This is a genomic window from Pseudomonas sp. KH_046_2, assembly GCF_057838985.1.
The window spans coordinates 4700869-4718681 of record NZ_CM174480.1; the positions used below are offsets into that span (position 1 = coordinate 4700869).

15 protein-coding genes and 1 pseudogene are annotated in these 17813 nt (G+C 57.9%); 6 read left to right on the forward strand and 10 right to left on the reverse strand.

Annotation, left to right across the window (positions count from 1 at the left end):
* Nucleotides 1–161: 161 nt before the first annotated feature.
* On the reverse strand, nucleotides 162–923 hold the full coding sequence (locus AC3IX1_RS21285) for an SDR family oxidoreductase (RefSeq protein WP_489385710.1): 762 nt from the start codon (nucleotides 921–923) through the stop codon (nucleotides 162–164).
* Between the two features lie 236 nt (nucleotides 924–1159).
* Between AC3IX1_RS21285 and AC3IX1_RS21290 the strand changes: the two genes are divergently transcribed.
* Entirely contained in the window at nucleotides 1160–2164 is a 1005-nt protein-coding gene (locus AC3IX1_RS21290) for an NADP-dependent oxidoreductase (protein ID WP_489385711.1), read from the forward strand.
* A gap of 120 nt (nucleotides 2165–2284) precedes the next feature.
* On the opposite strand, the gene pyrF is transcribed toward AC3IX1_RS21290, so the two are convergent.
* The 7 genes from pyrF to AC3IX1_RS21325 all read right to left on the reverse strand — a co-directional run bounded on the left by pyrF (nucleotide 2285) and on the right by AC3IX1_RS21325 (nucleotide 10197).
* The gene (gene pyrF / locus AC3IX1_RS21295) at nucleotides 2285–2983 is read right to left on the reverse strand and encodes an orotidine-5'-phosphate decarboxylase (protein WP_223456137.1); all 699 of its coding nucleotides are present in this window, start codon (nucleotides 2981–2983) and stop codon (nucleotides 2285–2287) included.
* An 804-nt stretch (nucleotides 2984–3787) separates the two neighbouring features.
* Nucleotides 3788–5056 carry a group II intron reverse transcriptase/maturase gene (gene ltrA, locus AC3IX1_RS21300; RefSeq protein WP_489385712.1) on the reverse strand — a complete coding sequence of 423 codons (1269 nt, stop codon included), beginning with the start codon at nucleotides 5054–5056 and terminating at the stop codon, nucleotides 3788–3790.
* Nucleotides 5057–5889: 833 nt separating this feature from the next.
* Nucleotides 5890–6945, reverse strand: a complete 1056-nt coding sequence (locus AC3IX1_RS21305; RefSeq protein ID WP_489385713.1) for an AI-2E family transporter — start codon at nucleotides 6943–6945, stop codon at nucleotides 5890–5892.
* 69 nt (nucleotides 6946–7014) lie between these two features.
* Nucleotides 7015–7821, reverse strand: coding sequence for a DUF4892 domain-containing protein (locus AC3IX1_RS21310; protein WP_489385714.1), 807 nt, complete (start codon nucleotides 7819–7821; stop codon nucleotides 7015–7017).
* Nucleotides 7822–7829: 8 nt separating this feature from the next.
* Nucleotides 7830–8489, reverse strand: a complete 660-nt coding sequence (locus AC3IX1_RS21315; RefSeq protein WP_489385715.1) for a glutathione S-transferase family protein — start codon at nucleotides 8487–8489, stop codon at nucleotides 7830–7832.
* Between the two features lie 50 nt (nucleotides 8490–8539).
* Nucleotides 8540–9394, reverse strand: a complete 855-nt coding sequence (locus tag AC3IX1_RS21320; RefSeq protein ID WP_489385716.1) for an alpha/beta hydrolase — start codon at nucleotides 9392–9394, stop codon at nucleotides 8540–8542.
* A complete protein-coding gene (locus tag AC3IX1_RS21325) occupies nucleotides 9391–10197 on the reverse strand; it encodes an alpha/beta fold hydrolase (RefSeq protein WP_489385717.1) in 807 nt (268 codons plus the stop codon). The genes AC3IX1_RS21320 and AC3IX1_RS21325 overlap by 4 nt, the downstream gene beginning before the upstream one ends.
* A 190-nt stretch (nucleotides 10198–10387) precedes the next feature.
* Here AC3IX1_RS21325 and AC3IX1_RS21330 point away from each other — a divergent pair, with 190 nt between their 5' ends.
* The 5 genes and pseudogenes from AC3IX1_RS21330 to AC3IX1_RS21350 all read left to right on the forward strand — a co-directional run bounded on the left by AC3IX1_RS21330 (nucleotide 10388) and on the right by AC3IX1_RS21350 (nucleotide 14554).
* Nucleotides 10388–10696 (forward strand): hypothetical protein, encoded by a 309-nt coding sequence (locus tag AC3IX1_RS21330; protein WP_489385718.1) that lies wholly within the window; start codon nucleotides 10388–10390, stop codon nucleotides 10694–10696.
* 258 nt (nucleotides 10697–10954) lie between these two features.
* Nucleotides 10955–11794, forward strand: a complete 840-nt coding sequence (locus tag AC3IX1_RS21335; protein ID WP_489385719.1) for a hypothetical protein — start codon at nucleotides 10955–10957, stop codon at nucleotides 11792–11794.
* A 43-nt stretch (nucleotides 11795–11837) separates the two neighbouring features.
* Nucleotides 11838–11960, forward strand: a pseudogene (locus AC3IX1_RS21340) (RHS repeat-associated core domain-containing protein); the annotation flags it as partial.
* A gap of 1052 nt (nucleotides 11961–13012) precedes the next feature.
* The gene (locus tag AC3IX1_RS21345; RefSeq protein ID WP_489385720.1) at nucleotides 13013–13417 is read left to right on the forward strand and encodes a TadE/TadG family type IV pilus assembly protein; all 405 of its coding nucleotides are present in this window, start codon (nucleotides 13013–13015) and stop codon (nucleotides 13415–13417) included.
* A gap of 21 nt (nucleotides 13418–13438) precedes the next feature.
* Complete coding sequence (locus AC3IX1_RS21350) at nucleotides 13439–14554, forward strand: TadG family pilus assembly protein (RefSeq protein WP_489385721.1); 1116 nt, start codon at nucleotides 13439–13441, stop codon at nucleotides 14552–14554.
* A 1109-nt stretch (nucleotides 14555–15663) separates the two neighbouring features.
* On the opposite strand, the gene AC3IX1_RS21355 is transcribed toward AC3IX1_RS21350, so the two are convergent.
* Together AC3IX1_RS21355 and AC3IX1_RS21360 are read right to left on the reverse strand one after the other, a co-directional pair.
* Nucleotides 15664–16110, reverse strand: a complete 447-nt coding sequence (locus AC3IX1_RS21355) for a hotdog fold thioesterase (RefSeq protein WP_489385722.1) — start codon at nucleotides 16108–16110, stop codon at nucleotides 15664–15666.
* Between the two features lie 32 nt (nucleotides 16111–16142).
* Entirely contained in the window at nucleotides 16143–17810 is a 1668-nt protein-coding gene (locus AC3IX1_RS21360; protein WP_489385723.1) for an AMP-binding protein, read from the reverse strand.
* Between the last annotated feature and the right edge of the window lie 3 nt (nucleotides 17811–17813).

Sequence of the window (17813 nt, forward strand, 5' to 3'; positions counted from 1 at the left end):
TAATCACAGGAGTGTTCGAAGGCATGTGCGACAACGCCGCCAAAACCCTTTGCTCTAATCATTTGAAACACATTGCCTGGCTCTTTAGCGGAACCAAAAAACCTGTGGGAGCGAGCTTGCTCCCACAGATCACAACTCTTCTTTGGTGGAGATGCTTTGCTTTAGAACGCAGTAACGCCGCCATCCACCGCCAGCGAATGGCCGGTCGTGAACGCCGCGCCATCGCTGCACAGGTATAGCACCGCGCTGGCAATCTCCTCGACCTTGCCGATGCGACCGACCGGATGCATGGCGTTGGCGAACTCGCCTTTTTTCGGGTCGGCTTCATAGGCGCGACGGAACATATCCGTGTCGATCACCGCCGGGCACACCGCGTTGACCCGGATCTTTTTCTTGGCGTATTCAATGGCCGCCGACTTGGTCAGGCCGATTACCGCATGCTTGGAGGCTGCGTAGATGCTCATTTTCGGCGCGGCTCCAAGGCCGGCCACCGATGCCGTATTGACGATCGCGCCGCCCCCTTGCGCCAGCAACAGCGGCAACTGGTACTTCATGCACAGCCAGACACCTTTGACGTTGACGCCCATGATCGCGTCGAACTCGTCGAGCGTACCTTCGGCCAACTTGCCTTTCTCTATTTCGATGCCGGCATTGTTGAAGGCATAGTCGAGGCGACCGTAAGAATTGATCACCTCCTCCATCAGATTTTTTACATCGCTTTCCAAGGTAACGTTGCAGCGCACAAAGGTCGCTTCGCCACCGGCTGTACGAATCAGCGCCACCGTGCCCTCGCCCCCCGCCGCGTCCATATCGGCCACTACTACCTTCAGGCCCTCGGCGGCAAATGCCTGGGCGGTCGCGCGGCCAATACCGGCCGCCCCGCCTGTCACCACGACCACCTGGCCGGAAAACGTCATGCTCATTGTTATGTCCTCGAAAAGAAGAATGCGGGGAGTCGCGTAGGGCCAGTCTAGCCATGGAGGTCTTGAACACGGCAGCACTATCAAGGCTCCGGTTGGGCGCCCATGAGTTGCAGTGATGGAACTGCCGTACCAACTATCACTGCACTGGATCAACCTGCATTCGCCGCATCAGCCGAACTTGCGACATCGTCGCTGACCGGCTATCAACAAAGCTTCATTCATCTTGAGTGCCTGCCATGACCTCCCAGACCAATCGCCAATTCCTGCTCGCCAAACGTCCGGTTGGTGCGGCGACCCGTGAGACATTCACCTACCAGGAAGTACCGGTCGGCGAGCCGGCGGCGGGTCAGATCCTGGTTCAAAACGAATACCTGTCCCTGGATCCGGCCATGCGCGGCTGGATGAACGAAGGCAAGTCCTACATTCCGCCGGTCGGGCTCGGCGAAGTCATGCGCGCCTTGGGTGTGGGCAAAGTCATTGCCTCGAACAACCCGGGGTTCGCGGTCGGGGATTACGTCAACGGCGCCCTGGGCGTGCAGGATTTCTTCCTCGGCGAGCCGCGAGGCTTCTACAAGGTCGATCCGAAACTGGCACCGCTGCCACGTTACTTGTCAGCGCTGGGCATGACCGGGATGACGGCGTACTTCGCCCTGCTCGACGTAGGCGCTCCGAAGGCCGGTGACACCGTGGTGCTGTCGGGCGCGGCTGGCGCCGTGGGCAGCATCGCCGGGCAGATCGCCAAGATCAAAGGCTGCCGGGTGGTTGGCATCGCCGGCGGTGCCGACAAGTGCAGGTTCCTGATCGATGAGCTGGGTTTCGATGGCGCTATCGACTACAAGAGCGAAGACGTCCTCGCCGGCCTCAAACGCGAGTGCCCGAAAGGCGTCGACGTTTACTTCGATAACGTGGGTGGCGACATTCTCGACGCGGTGTTGAGCCGCCTGAACATGAAGGCGCGGGTGGTGATTTGCGGTGCCATCAGCCAGTACAACAACAAGGAAGCGGTCAAGGGGCCGGCCAACTACCTGTCACTGCTGGTCAACCGCGCGCGCATGGAAGGTTTCGTGGTGATGGACTACGCCGCCCAATACGCCAGCGCCGCCCAGGAAATGGCCGGCTGGATGGCCAAGGGGCAACTCAAGAGCAAGGAAGACATCGTCGAAGGACTGGAGACTTTCCCGGAAACGCTGATGAAATTGTTCAGCGGCGAGAATTTCGGGAAGCTGGTGTTGAAGGTTTGACCCGAATGTAGGAGCGGAGCCTGCTCGCGAAGAACTCAATGACACCGCGTTTATCCATGATATGCGCGCCATCGTTGACGACCATCGCGAGCAGGCTCGCTCCTACAGGTTTAACGGTGTTTAAGCCAGTTCGGCCACAACGTCGGCCAGTGCCTTCGCCGGGTCAGCCGCCTGGCTGATCGGACGGCCGATCACCAGGTAGTCGGAACCGGCATCCAGCGCCTGACGCGGCGTCAGGATGCGGCGCTGATCGTCCTGGGCGCTGCCCGCCGGACGAATCCCCGGGGTCACCAGTTGCAGCGACGGATGCGCCGCTTTCAGTGCCTGGGCTTCCAGGGCCGAGCACACCAGGCCATCCATCCCGGCTTTTTCCGCCAGTGCGGCCAGGCGCAGCACCTGCTCCTGGGGCTCGATGTCCAGGCCGATGCCCGCCAGGTCTTCACGCTCCATGCTGGTCAACACGGTCACGCCGATCAGCAGTGGTTTAGGACCGGTGCGCTGATCCAGCACTTCACGGCACGCGGCCATCATGCGCAGACCGCCGGAGCAATGCACGTTGACCATCCACACGCCCATTTCCGCAGCCGCCTTGACGGCCATCGCGGTGGTGTTCGGGATGTCGTGGAACTTGAGGTCCAGGAACACTTCGAAACCCTTGTCACGCAGGGTGCCGACGATTTCCGAGGCGCAGCTGGTGAACAGCTCCTTGCCGACTTTGACCCGGCACAGTTTCGGGTCCAACTGATCGGCCAGCTTCAGCGCGGCGTCACGGGTAGGGAAATCCAGGGCGACGATGATAGGAGTCTGGCAGGCGGACATGAGTGGGCTCTCAGGCAAGTCGAAATCGGCGCGCATTGTAGCGGAACCAGCGCCGCTGCGGGACCCGATGATCGGTAAATCGTCGCGACGGCTCAGCAAGACTAGCCCTTGAGGCCATTGTGTCGAGTTCGATACAGACACGACACGCCCGGCAACACCCCGGCCCGCTACCCTCGGCAACCGCAACAGGTCCCTTCAATGGCACTTCCCGCCTCAGGGCCGGGTGGTCTGACGGCGGTGATTCGCCTGCCGCGTATCTGAACTCCCATCCGATCCATTGTGGGAGCGAGCCTGCTCGCGATGAGGCTCTGTGCAGATCGAGTAGGAGGCGGGGTTGCCCCCGCCGTCCTCTCACACCACCGTACGTACGGTTCCGTATACGGCGGTTCCTGCCTACTGACAAACAGCGTCAGCGAGCTTGGTTCCGTTGATGTGTCGCCTGCGGTATCTAAGCGCCCAGACCGGCCCTCGGAGCTTCCGGCTCCTACCTCCTGATGGTCTCGACCCCCGCTACGCGGAGTTTCTGCTTTACGCTCCAACAGAGATCACACCCGACTATCCACTCATGGCAGGTTCAGCCCTTCATTACTCCGGTTTCGAGCAACTACTACGGCCTCTGCTGACTTCTGTCGCCCATCCCGTCGTCTCGCGACGCCGGTAGCACATGGCAGGCTAAACAGATCTCCCAGGGTAATTCGCGCGACCTTCCTGCTTATGCCCGTCGGATCTACGTCACAGCGTTCCGTGGTAAGTAGGCCGTAGGAGTTTCACCTTCAGCCTCTCGCAGAACCGTACGTGAGCCTCTCAACTCATACGGCTCCCGTTGCCCAGTCGAGACTCATCTCCATAGACATGCCAGTGCACGAACAACGATGGACATGCTTCCTTCATTCGGTTGAGCCAGTCAGCACTGCGGCGCTTGCGCCCCGCCAATGGCTTGTATTTCCGACGGGCCCAGCGTTGCAGCTTCAAATCAAAGTGATTGAAGACCTTGTGCATCACCGTTTTGTAGAAAGCTCCATAGTAATTCCACCATCCACGAAGAATGGCGTTGTACTGCGTTGACAGTTCAAAAAGGCTGGCTGGTGTTTGCCGCTGGATATTCCAGCTGCGAGTTCGTTGACGCATTCGTTTTAACGCCTCATTACTGGCTCCGGGCAGAAAGCTGGTAAACCGGCGTCCATTATTGCCCCATGCCTCCCGTGGCCGGAAGGTGAACCCCAGGAACGTGAACTGCGTCGTTGGGTACGCTGCCTTGCGGTTACTGTCCTTGCAATAAACGATCTTCGACTTTTCCGGGTGCATGGTCAGTAGGCACTCTTCCAGACGGGCCTTGATTGCCGCCATGACCTCACACGCCTGCTTTTCGCTACGGCAGTGAACCACCGCATCGTCGGCGTAGCGTGCAAATGGACAACCTGGAAAAGTCCGTTGTATCCAGGCATCGAACGCATAGTGCATGAACAGATTCATCAATAAGGGACTGACAATCCCACCTTGGGGTGTACCGCTTTCACGTGGTACCTGAACGCCGTCAGCAGTCTCAAACGGCGCTTTAAGCCACCGTTCGATATACAACAGAATCCAGACATCCTTCACATGATGCCTCACAGCTTTGAGCAGCAGCTGATGATCGATATGATCAAAAGCCCCCTTGATATCAAACTCCACCACCCAATTCATATTCCAGCAGCGCCTGCGAGTGATCTCGACCGCCTGTTTGGCTGATTTTCCCGGCCGGTATCCATAGGAATCCGAGTGAAAAAGACAGTCCAGACGCGGCTCTATAAGCAGTTTGACGGCGGTCTGAGCCACCCGATCGGCTACTGTCGGAATACCCAGCTTGCGTTTGCCTCCTGATTGCTTCGGAATTTCCACCTGCCGAACCGGTGGCGGAAAATAGGAACCCGACGACATGCGGTTCCAAACCTTGTACAGGTTCCGTTGCAGCTTCTGCTCGAACTGGGCAATAGATTGTTCATCTATCCCAGCGGCTCCTCGATTGGCTTTCACTCGCTGGAAGGCCTCCCAAACTATCAGTTTGGAAATGCTGTACGACTTTGCTGCGCTCATGCCGCTCTTCCCCGCCGAAGCCGGTTGACGACATGAGCGAGCTGGGCAACGCCATCCCTTCGCTCCATTCTCATTACAAGAACTTCATCACTACTACGAATGGCTCCGCCCCTCGGCCTTTGCATCGGTATTCTTTCTTGCGGTGATAGCCGCTTGTCATTTCCCTTGGCATCAAAGGCGAGGTTCTCACGTTCCATATCAAAGCCTGTATTGAGCTCATGCCGCCTATACACCGGCTGCCATCTGGACGGTAAGCAGGAGTCCTCCAGACTTGCTCCCAAGGCTACTTGCCAGCCTCGGTTCTGACAGCGCTTGAGCCCTTAACGATGCGTCTTCGGACGGTTTGCTTTCGCTCATCTGCTCAATACGTACCTGACGCCTTTATTGACGCCTTTTCCACGGTCGCTCACCACCACGCCTTTTGAACGCAGCAGCACCGGGCGGTTTGAAGCCAGCTCCTGCAAGCGGACTTCGGGAGGCCTACTCCCATCTTCGATACAGCATCGCTGGCTTACGCCAGCGTTCGTGACACACGCAAGTATTGGGCTTTGAAGATATTGGCCTTCTTACCCCGCTGCACCGCCTAATCCGCTTCCTGTTCGTCAGGCCAGCATTTTGCCTCGGGCTTCCTTCAGATTCGCAGTCACCCGCGACACCCTTGCCTCTGGCTAACACTTCCCCTTGCCGGGTGTGTAGAGGACTTGCACCTCCAAGTCACCAGCGAGGCCACCACAGCCAAGCTGATTGCGCTTGCGCGCAACGCGCCATGCCTGGCGCACCAACAAAAAGCCCACTGCCCCTCAGGGAAGCAGTGGGCTGCAAACCCTGGAGCTTCAGGGCCGGCGATCTTCAACCCGTGCCTGAGTCTTGCTCCAGTCGATCAACAGGCTGTAGGCCACCGCCAGCAATGTCGGGCCAATGAACAGGCCGATAAAGCCAAAGGCAATCAACCCGCCAAACACCCCGAGCAGCACAATGACCAGCGGCAGGTTACCGCCACGGCTGATCAGGTACGGCTTGAGCACGTTGTCGACACCGCTGATGACGAATGTGCCCCAGATCCCGAGGAATATGGCCATCCCGTACTCACCTTTCCAGGCCAGCCACGCGGTCGCCGGAATCCACACCAGCGGCGGGCCCATCGGGATCAGGCTGAGCATGAACGTCACGATGCCGAGCACCAACGCGCCCGGTACGCCGGCGATCAGGAACCCGATCAGCGCCAGGATCGCCTGGGCCGCCGCGGTGCCGATCACGCCGTTCACCACCCGCTGTACCGTGCCCGCCACCAGTTCAATGTAGTAGCCAGCCCGCTGACCGATCAACCGCTCCAGCAATGTGTGTACAAACGCCGCCAGACGCGGCCCGTCACGATAGAAAAAGAACACGAAGACGATGCTCAGGGTCAACTCGAGAATGCCGCCGCCGATCTGTGCGCTGCGCGCCAGCAACCAGTTACCCACCTGCCCCAGATAAGGCTTGAGCGACACCATCATCGCCGCGCCCTGCTCATCGATACTGTTCCAGATCCCGACCAGCCGCTCACCCACCAAGGGAATCGAACCCAGCCACAGCGGCGCTTCTGGCAGCCCCTCGACCTGCGCATCCTTGATGAATGCCGTGGCATCGCGCACATGATCGGCAAGGTTGAAACCCAGCCACACCAGCGGTGCCGCCACCAGCACCATCCAGCCCAGCGTCAGCAATGCCGCCGCCAGCGACTCGCGGCCATTGAGCCAACGGGTCAGCAAGCGCATCAGCGGCCAACTGGCAAACGCCAGCACCGCGCCCCAGAACATCGCCGACCAGAACGGCGCCATCACCCAGAAGCTCGCGCCGAACAGCACTACGAGCAGGATCTGCACCAACAGGCGATCGTTATTGATCATCAAAAGTCTCGAAAAATTCAGTCAGCAAAAGAGTAGGCGAGCGCAGCTTGCGCGCTCGCCCGGTACAGCCTAGCGCAATAGCTCGATGTGCAGGCCAGAGCCTTCGGCACTTCCGGTTTCCATCCGCGCGGCACGCACGCCCTGGCCAATCAGTGCCTGACGCCAGGCTTCGGCGTTCGCTCCGGAAATACTGACCCGCAAGGTGGTGTCCAGATTCAGTCCGCGAGAAATCAGGCGCAGCCAGGTCTCGTCAGGTGCGCTGTTCAACGTGGAAAAATCGAGCTCGCCGGTGCTCTTGAGTTCACGCAGCAAGGTCGCGGAGGTCGGCAACAACTCGCCCAGCGGTGCCGAAGCCTCGAACTGCTCGACATGCAGGTAGGCTTTGCGATTACCCCGGGTGATGCTGTACAGCGCGACGAGCGTGTTGTCCCGTGGAGCGGCAAGACGCAGCAGCAGATAGGCCTGTTGATCGTCGGCGCCGTACAGCTTGGCGTTGCCGAATACTTCATTGGCCCAGAGGCTGCTTTCGCCGCAATCGCGCGCCTGGCACCAAAAGAGCAACCCGGCGTCCTGCTGTTGCAAGGCCTCGCGGGCAGCGGTGAACGCCTCGATGGATGAATGCTCCGGCGGCAACTCGTAGGTCACCGAAGTGACGTTGCCGCGGGCACTGACCTGACCGTCGAAACGTAACTGGCCACTGATTTTACGGATCGAGCCCAACGGGTAGATCCGCTCCAGTTCGGCGGCGGGGCGATAGTCGACAATCTGGGCGTCGACCATGCGCGGCACTATTGGCAGGTCCTGACTGCCCGGAACATCGGCGGCGAACAACAAGGGACTGAAACTGCACAGCACCAGCAAACTGAATGAACGCATGGATAGACTCATCGGATCAGCATGGCCTGGGCGCCCTTGATGACACTGGCTTCATCGGCGCGTTCGGGTACTTGCAGACCACGCTGCACCGCCGGCCGGGCCTCCAGGGTTGCCATCCAGCGTTGCAACGCCGTCAAGCCCTCCACCGAGACGCCCGACCACTCGTAGCCGCGCACCCAGGGAAAGGTGGCGATGTCGGCGATGCTGTACTGATCGGCAAGGAACTCCACGCTTTGCAACCGCGTGTCGAGCACTTCGTAGAGGCGACGGGTTTCATGCTGATAGCGGTCGATGGCGCCCTGGAGTTTTTCCGGAAAGTAGCGGAAGAACACGTTGGCCTGGCCCTGCATCGGGCCGATCCCGCCCATCTGGAACATCAGCCACTGCAATACCTGCGAACGTCCCTTCGGGTCCGATGGCATCAGCTTGCCGGTTTGTTCAGCGAGGTAAATCAGGATGGCGCCGGATTCGAATACGGCGAAATCGCCGTTGGCGCGGTCGACAATCGCCGGAATCCGGCCATTGGGGTTGATCTTGAGGAAGTCCGCGGACTTCTGCTCCTTTTTGTCGAAACTCAAGGCATGCACCGTGTAGGGCAGGCCAAGTTCCTCGAGCACGATAGAGACCTTGTGGCCATTCGGGGTCGCAGCGGTGTAGAGATCTATCATGGTTGTCTCCCTTTTCAACCCGCCAAGCCTCGACAGTTGCCCGGCGCAAGTCAAGGAATGGCGAAAAACCGATTGAAACAGTCTGCGACAAGATCGGCACCGGACTCGTCATTGAGGTGCAAATGGTGGCCGCCTGGCAGCTGTTCCCGGCTAAAGGGTAGACGCTCCAGCAATTCCGGGTGTTTGGCCAGCATGCCGTCGGCAGCGACCACCAGTGTTACAGGACACTTGATCCGTTGGACGAAGGCCATGGCCTGTTCGGTGGTAAGACGCAGCGGCGATGGCAGCGTGAGGCGATTGTCGGTGCGCCAGGTGTAACCGCCCGGCACCGGCATCAGGCCACGCTGCGCCAGCAGTTCGGCGGCCTCGCGGCTGACCGCCACCAGGCCCTTCATGCGCGCTTCGATGGCTCGGTCGAGGGTGTCGTAGACCGGTTTGCGCTTTTCCCGCAGGTCCAGTTGCGCCTGCAGGGCCATGCCCATTCGCTCGGCAGCATTTTCACCTTTGTCTGTAGGAGGAATGATGCCGTCAATCAACGCCAGGTGAGTGGCCCGCTCGGGCATCGACCCGGCGATGATCAGCGAAGCAATGGCGCCCATCGAATGCCCCATCAGCGCAAATTTGCGCAGTCCAAGCTGTTCGGCGACTTGCAGCACATCGTGGGCATAGTCCCACATGGCGTAACCGGCGCCCGGCGGGCGATGCCCGGAATGACCGTGACCGGCCATGTCCAGCGCGATGATGCGCAGGCCTTTGAGCTTCGGCGCCAGACGGGCAAAGCTGTTGGCGTTGTCCAGCCAGCCATGCAGCGCAATCACCGGCAAACCGTCTTCGGGACCGAACAGGTGCGCCGCCAGTTCGATGTGCGGCAGGCTCAGGCGGACTTCTTCGACGGCGTGGCTCATGCGCAATCCTGTTGTCGACGGCCGTCCCAGCGGTAGAACAGGCCTTTGAGCATGTCAGCGGTATCAAGGGGACGTTCGAGCGGAAACATGTGGCCGCCGGGCATGGTCAACGACTCGCCCAGCGGCAGGCGGTCCACCGAACTGGCGTGATGGCGCATCACCACGCGGCTGTTGTGCCCGCGAACCACCGCCAGCGGCACTTGCAACTGCCGGGTGCTGCCCGGGCTGGTGTGCGGCACGCCGCGATAGATGCTGATTTCCGTGGCCGGGTCAAAGCGCAGGCGCAGCTTGTCGCCGACTTGGTGCAAGCCGTGTTGCAGGTAGGCATCGAAGCATTCCGGGTCGAAGCCACGAAACAGGGTTTTTCCGGCGAAATACTTGCGGGCGCTTTCCAGGTCGGCGAATTCTTCACGGCGGCCCAGGGTACGCCCGGCCGGGGTCAAGCGGTCGATGAAACCGAAGCGTTTGGCCGCGCGGATCACCCATTGGTCGGTGCGGGTCAGCACTGGCGAGTCGAGCATCACCACCCCGCGATACAACTCAGGGCAGCGCAAAGCCGCATGCAGGTGCAACACGCCACCGAAGGAGTGACCGACGCCCCACACGGGTTCGGCCTGCTGTTGCAGGTGATGGATCAGCTCATCCACCAGGTTGTACCAATTGTCGTCCGCCGGGTAACGCGGATCGTGGGCGTGCTGCTCCAGATGCGCCACCTGAAACTCGGGTGCCAGCGCCGCAAACAACTTGCCGTAGGTCCCCGAAGGAAAACCATTGGCGTGGGCGAAAAAGATCTGTTGCGACATACCTGCAAATCCATGAGCGAGAACAGGCGTTGATTGTCCGCAAGACCGCGTCCTTCAGCAATGACCGTAACTGCCAGGAATGATGAGAGACCTGCCGTGGCTATGACGCCACTGCGGGCGCCACCTGTTATTTCTGACAGTTGACTGCCAACCAGCATCAAGTGGATAAGAAGGGCTGTCCCGCCGAGCCATGGACAAACTCACGATGCCCCACGCCAACACTCCGGCCATCCAGGTATCTGACCCGCGCGGGCTGAGCGTGCGCGGTGTGGCGTATCACCGTCGCGAGAGCGCGTCGATACCGGAGCCTTGCATCACTCAGCAGGAATATGACGGCGCCGGTCGTGCTGTTCTTAGTCGTGATCCACGCCTGTTCCGCTTACATCAAGACGGTCAGACGGCAGCCAATCAGCAAAACGTCTTCAGTTTGTCGGGTGCTGTCGTGCTTTCGCAAAACAGCGACGCCGGCAGCGAGCCCGTCAGCCAGACCGATGCATAGGGCAACCGGCAGACGTTCATTCATACCTGTGCAGGCGAACTGCGAGAAATTCGCCTGAACCTTGTCGGACAGGCCGATGCAACGGCACTGGTCCAGGACATTCAGTACAACGCCTTCGGCCAGATCGAACAACAGCGTGCGGGAAACGGCGTTGTTTCATGCGCGACTTATCGGCCCGACGATGGCCGACTGGAACACCTGAAAGCCTATGTAACAGGTCAACCGGCCCTGCAGGATCTGACTTATGAATACGACGCGGTGGGCAATGTCACCTGCATCACCGACGCCGCTGAAGCGACTCACTTTCAGCGCAACCAGCGCATCGAGCCAGTCAGCCGCTACCGCTACGACAGCCTCTACCGACTGATCGAGTCCAGCGGCCGGCAATTGCGCAACACGCCGGATGGACCACAGCTACCGGATTTCCAGTCCACCCTCGATTCCGGACAACTGGTAAATTACACGCGTTTCTACACCTACGATGAAGCCGGCAACCTGACGGTCATGCAGTATCAGGCGGACAGCGCCAGCCGTACCGAGCGCACGGCAGTCGCCCGGTTCAGCAACCTCAGCCTCCCCGAGAAGCCCAATGGCGAGCTGCCCGACGAACAGGAAATTGCCGTCGGTCATGACCTCAACGGCAACCGTACCGGGCCTCAACCGGGGCAAACCCTGCAATGGGACCTGCGCAATCAACTGCGGCAGGTCGATCAGGTGGTGCGTGAAGATGGACCGGACGATTGCGAGTTTTATGTGTACGACGGCAGCGGCCAGCGTCAGCGAAAAATCCGTCTGGCCTACACCGGCAAATTGATCCGCACTCACGAAAACCGTTATTTGCCGGGTGTGGAAATGCGGACCTCTGCCGATGAGACCTTGCACGTCGTGACGATCAAGGCCGGACGCAGCACGGTGCAGGTACTGCACTGGGAAAAAGGACAACCGACTGGAATCCCTCAAAACCAACAACGCTACAGCTTCACCGATCATCTGGGTTCCAGCACCCTCGAACTCGATGAAGCAGCCTTAATCATCTCGCGGGAAAGCTACTACCCCCAACGGCGGAACCTGTTGGTGGGCCGGGAGGAACAAGGTTGAAGCGAACTACAAAACGCTTCGTTACTCGAGACAGGAACGGGATGCGAGCGGGTTGTATTACTACGGGTTTCGTTATTACGTGCCGTGGTGCCAACGGTGGTTAAGTGCCGATCCGAGTGGCACATTGGACGGGCTGAGTCTATATGCCATGGTCCATGGCATATAGATTGACCATGTCGAACCAACAATGGCCTGGAAATAACAGCGGGTGCGATAGAAGGCTTTGCGGTCGCGCTTGTCGGGGGCGGCCTGGCTACCAGAATTCATCTTGGTGCGGTGGTGTTCGGCGCCGTTTTAGGGCTCATTGTTGGTATCCAGCCAGCGATCTGGAGCGCCAACGACGGGGCGGAAATACTGGAGAGGTCGAACTCAACCAAGTTGCCATCAATCGAATCGGTGCGGCGGCGGGGTCAATTGCGCGGGAAGTCTCACAGCAAATACTCAGAGGCCACGGTTCAAACTTCCCTTGGGACAACGTCAATGTACGGCAACGGTTGCCGACCATCGGTAGGACAGCGCTGCCTATTCCGTACTGACCGGGCTCAACGGTGCGTTCAGTCAATTCGTGCCGGAATCCATGCGTAGCTGGATCAATCCGATGGATTGGAATAACTATCCATAAAACCCTTTAAGACAAAGGGTTACAGCAGCCTTCTGTTCCGTTCGTACCAGTTCTGTACCACCAAGCTCTCTCAATCCACCTTTTCGCTATGGCTAACTGCGTCTACATCAGGCAGATAACGGCCATTAGCGACGACCACTACACACAAGCGACAACTCTGACTCGATCAATTGACGCAATCCGACTGATAGCCCTCAGCCCCATAGAGTACGGCTATATCGAAGCAAGCAAACCACTTCAATTCGCGATTAATATTGCAAAAACTTGGATGACTACAGCCCCATGGAGCGATTTGAAATAAACCCTCGATTAATGGGTGAGTATCGCGTACTGACTTATATTGTTGATTTCTATCGATAATGCGTCAGATCGAGTGAGAACTGGCTTCTGCGGCAGTTTCTTCAGCAGCCAACCACACAACCAAAAACCCCACAAATTAACGCTAGACAGGCTTTACTTTTGGCCAAATGAATCTATTGTAAATACGTAAATGGCTGGTTTTTTTACGAAGCAACGAAGTCACCAGTTAAGTGGCGCATGCAAGCCTAGAGCATGCATTGTCGTACAAGAAGGTACAGGTAGCAAAGGTGGTTAGCATGAGAAAAAAACAACAAGGACTTGCCGCCGTCGAACTCTCGCTCGTGCTGCCAGTTCTTTTTCTTATCATATTTGTAATTATAGAATTTAGTATTGCCCTTTATAACAAAGCCATAATAACGAATGCCAGCCGAGAAGCAGCAAGAGCCGGCATAGTATTAAAATCGCCGAAACCCACCGTCGCTCAAATTCAGAGTGTAGCCAATAATTATCTAGGCTCTAACTTGATAACATTTGGATCTCCCGTCACCCCGGTGGTAAGTGTTACGCAAGTCACGGGATTTGGAGAACCACTCACTGTCCAGGTTTCATACGAATACTCCACTATGATTCTTGGCGGTATCCTCCACGTAGTCGATAACCCCATGAACTTGTCGGCAACAACAGTGATGCTAAATGAGTGACTTCAATTTAGGATGCTCACCATGTGCCCAGTGATTGAAACCAAAAACATTGCCACACGCCAATATAGCCACAAAAAAATAGCCGGCCACATTGAGATTAAGAGAAACCAGCAAGGCGCAGTGTTGATTTTGGCTGTCCTTGCACTGCCCGTACTATTGGGTCTTTCAGCATTGGCTGTAGATTTTGCTTATGCTTACGTTGTGCGTAACGAACTTCAAAACGCCGCTGATGCCACTGCTCTTGCAGGCGCGGGTTGTCTACAACCGCGCACTGAATGTGAAAACTCAACTAGCAGCGCACCAGATTTCGCCACAGCATCTAGTCGAGCAAATACGAAGCTTGGACTGAATAAAACCGAAAACGTCAAAATAACCAACGGTAGTATTAAAACCGGTTACTGGGACGTTACAAACCCTTCAAGTGGCGTGCATGTTTCTCCGGGTGCGTCAGATTTTCCAGCTGTGCAAGTGACTATCAAAAAAGATACAGGCCTAAACGGCGGACCTGTAAATACTTTTATTGCACGCATTTTTGGGGTTGACACCGTACCCATTGCCGCCACTGCTACTGCGATAATATCAAGCCCCGGAACCGTTGTGCAGGGGCTTCTCCCCTTTGTAATGACTAAATGTATGTACGATAATTTTTGGGATTCAAGCTCAAATCCGAATCAACCGAAAATTGACCCTGCCACGGGAAAGCCCTATGTATTTAAAATTGGATCAGACTATCATTACGGACCATGCGAATCTGGGCAATGGACATCATTCACTCAAGACAAAGATGACGTTCCAACAGTAAATAATCTTATTACTGAAGGAAACCCAACACCACTCAGTATCGGGACTAATACCTGGATTCAGCCGGGCACTAAAAATACACTTTTCAGCTCGGTAAATGACTGCAGTGCGGCAGGGGACAAAAGCTGCGAGTATGTTACGGTTCCGATCGTTGTAAATGTATCCACTCATTCGTCTGTCCCAATTGTGGCTTTTGCTTGCCTCCACATCGACTCAGCGGTAGGAGGATCAGGAAAGTACATTCTAGTTGAAATGAGTACAAAGTGCCCCCCTTCTAACTCAAGTGGCATTGGCCCGGCGTATGGCGCCATTACACCACCACGACTTGTTCAGTAGTGCAAAAACGATAGCCATCATTGGTACCGCCTATGGGGTATCGTCGTACTGTTGTTCAGGCTTTCTATTTTTCGAACATCTGAATGGCTAGACTTACCGGGCTTCTATCTTTACCGAAGGAGGAACTCTCATGAGTACCGTGACGCTTCTGGAAATCGACTGAATCGCCCACATTTCTGTAATGAACTTTGAGCGGCCGCTTTTGGTCGAGGCTGTGTAAAAACGATTTGGATTGACGCTTTGCCCGAGATCACGCGAAAAATCGCGCCCCTAAGTAAAATTCAGGTCTGCTGAGTAGCGGTCCGTCAAAAGTTGGCAGGCCAAAGCAAAAAGCACTCCAACAATCCAAAAGAACAGCCTGATACCGACAATCCACCAGGCAAAGATGGCATTCGTCAGTGACTCAGTAATCGTGAACCAGACTACCCCAAGGAATGCGCCTATTTGAAGCAATGATCCAAGCCAGTCCCAAGCAGTCCTTACCACCCCACAGAGGTCAGACAGCCGATTGCTCAAGCGATCGTTACTAAAGCGCTCGGATGAGAACTCTATTACCCGGGAAGTGAGCTTTTCATCGATTAGGCCCTCTACAGCCACACCTGGTTTTATTGCGAGATCCTCCAACTCGGCTTTGTCGTTCTTATCTATCTCCCATGATGGTGGGGATAGATGGGTTCATCGGCACATGGCTGCGAGGCCTTCATCCGGGAACCAGGCACAGTGCAGGTTCCCTCTCGCTACAGACACCGCCGCCGCTCGATACCCTATATGGGTCGGCCGGCAGGGTGACCGGGTCTGTGTACAGCTAAGGTGCGGCGAGGGTCGTTGAAGCCATCACCCAACTGGCAACCGCACTACCCAACTCCGAGCGAGGGGCGCTGGTCACCCCCCTGAGCGGCGGTGCAAGCGGCCTTCTCTCTGCGGCTACCGAATATCGAGGCGCGATCATGCAGGCCGCTCAGGATGGGTATCGTCGTCTTAACCCACAAGTCGCCAACAGCATGAGTGCGGACGTTCAGACGACAGAAGCCATATTTCCCGACAGAACTATCACCCGGCGCCACAGCGTCCACGATATTTGAATCTGCCGGCAGAGAGAGCCGTCGACGTTATGATCTGCTCGGCGGTGTCTCCCCCAACGGCACCACCGCCATGGTCAGTCGTGACACACAGCTGGCCTTGCCCTCATCGCTGGTCAGTCGAATGTCCCAGACATGGGTCGTGCGGCCGATGTGGATCGGCTTGGCCACTGCCGTCACCCGTCCGCTACGCAGGCCGCGCAAATGGTTGGCGTTGATTTCCAGGCCCACGCAATAGAACTTGCTGGCATCGATGCACAGGTAGCTGGCCATCGAGCCGACCGATTCGGCCAGCACCACAGAGGCACCGCCATGCAGCAAGCCGTAAGGCTGATGGGTGCGGTGATCGACGACCATGCTGGCGGTCAGGGACTCGTCGTCAAAGGATTCGAAACGGATGTCCAGCACTTCGCCAATGGTGTTTTTCTGGATTGCGTTCAACCGCTCGATGTTCGGGGTGGTGCGCCACAGGCTCATCGCAGAGTTTCCTTGTTGGTTTTGTTCATGGATCAATCCTGCCACAGCACCGCTTCGCTGCGCTCGCTCCATTCCTCAAAGCGCTCACCGTAAGCCGCTTCGATCACGTTGCGCTTGATCTTCAAGGTCGGGGTGAGAAAGCCGTTTTCCACGGCCCAACTGTCCTTGACCACCACCAGGCGCCGAAGTTGTTCATGCTTGTCGAGGGCGCCGTTGACCTCTTCCAGCAGTTTTTCCAGGCTCGAATGCAGGCCGGCGCGCGCGGACCCGTCGGCATCCTGCTGGCCGACCGCCGACAACACGCACAAACCCAGCGGCGCACTCAAGCCATCGCCCACCACGCAGACCTGTTCGATGCGCGAATGCACGGCCAGGCGATTTTCAATCGGAGCCGGAGCCACGTACTTGCCTTTGCTGGTCTTGAAGATTTCCTTCAGGCGCCCGGTCAGGCGCAGATTGCCTTCGGCGTCCTCCTCGCCCTTGTCGCCGGTACGCAGGAAGCCGTCCTCGGTAATGGTGTCGGCGGTTTTTTCCGGCTCCTTGTAATACCCGAGCATGGTCGCACCACTGCGCACCATGACCTCCCCCGTCTCGGCAATCCGCACTTCGACGTCCGGACACGGCTTGCCGATCCAGCCCGGTTTGTGCTGGCCCGGTATGCCGATGTGGGAGTAGCCGCAACTCTCGGTCATGCCGTAGACCTCCAGCACATCCAGTCCCAGTTTGCGGTACCACTGCAACAAGGTCTGCGGCACCGGCGCCGCGCCCGACAATGCAACACGCAACGCATCCAGCCCCAACCCGGCGAGGACTTTATGCCCGACCCGTTTGCCGATGATCGGCAGGCCGAGCAGGAAGTCGAGACGTTTTGCCGGGATCTTGCTGTACACGCCCATCTGGAATTTGGTCCAGATGCGCGGCACGCCAAACAATGCGGTCGGGCGCGCACGCTTCAGGTCGGTGAGGAAAGTATCGAGGCTCTCGGCGAAAAACACCGTTTGGCCGGTATAGATCGACGCCAGTTCGACGAACATCCGCTCGGCAACGTGGCACAGCGGCAGGTAGGACAACAGCCGGTCCGACTCGTTGAGGCCGAACAATGCAGTGCCGCGTGTGGTGGCGAACCCCAGATTGCCGAAGCTGTGCATCACGCCCTTGGGCATGCCCGTGGTGCCGGATGTGTAAATGATGGTCGCCAGTTGATCGGCGTCAGGCTTGGGATTGTCCTGGATGGGCGAGTTGCGTTGCAGATCGTCCCAACTGAAATCAAAGTCGCCGGGAGGATGCAGGGGCAGGCTGATGGTCGGCAGGTCGGGGCTGACGCCACGGGACATGCCTGGCCAGTCGTCGAGCTTGCCGATGAATGCCAGCGCCGCTTCCGAATGTTCGAGCACCTGGGCAACGGTCTCGGCGGTGAGGTTGGGGTACAGCGGCACCGACACATGTCCGGCCATCCAGATCGCCAGGTCGGCAATGATCCAGTGCGCACAGTTCTTCGAGATCAGGGCGATATGGCTGCCTTGCGGCAGTTCCCGCGCTCGCAGCCAGTGGGCTGCGCAGCGTGCCTGATGACCGACGTCGGCCCAGGTCAAGGTCTCGACCTGGCCGCCGCCGACAGGCTGGACCAGAAAGCGCTGGCGGGGATGACGGGCCTCACGCTCGTAGAAGACGTCCAGTGGCAAACGAAAAGCAGCAGACATGCG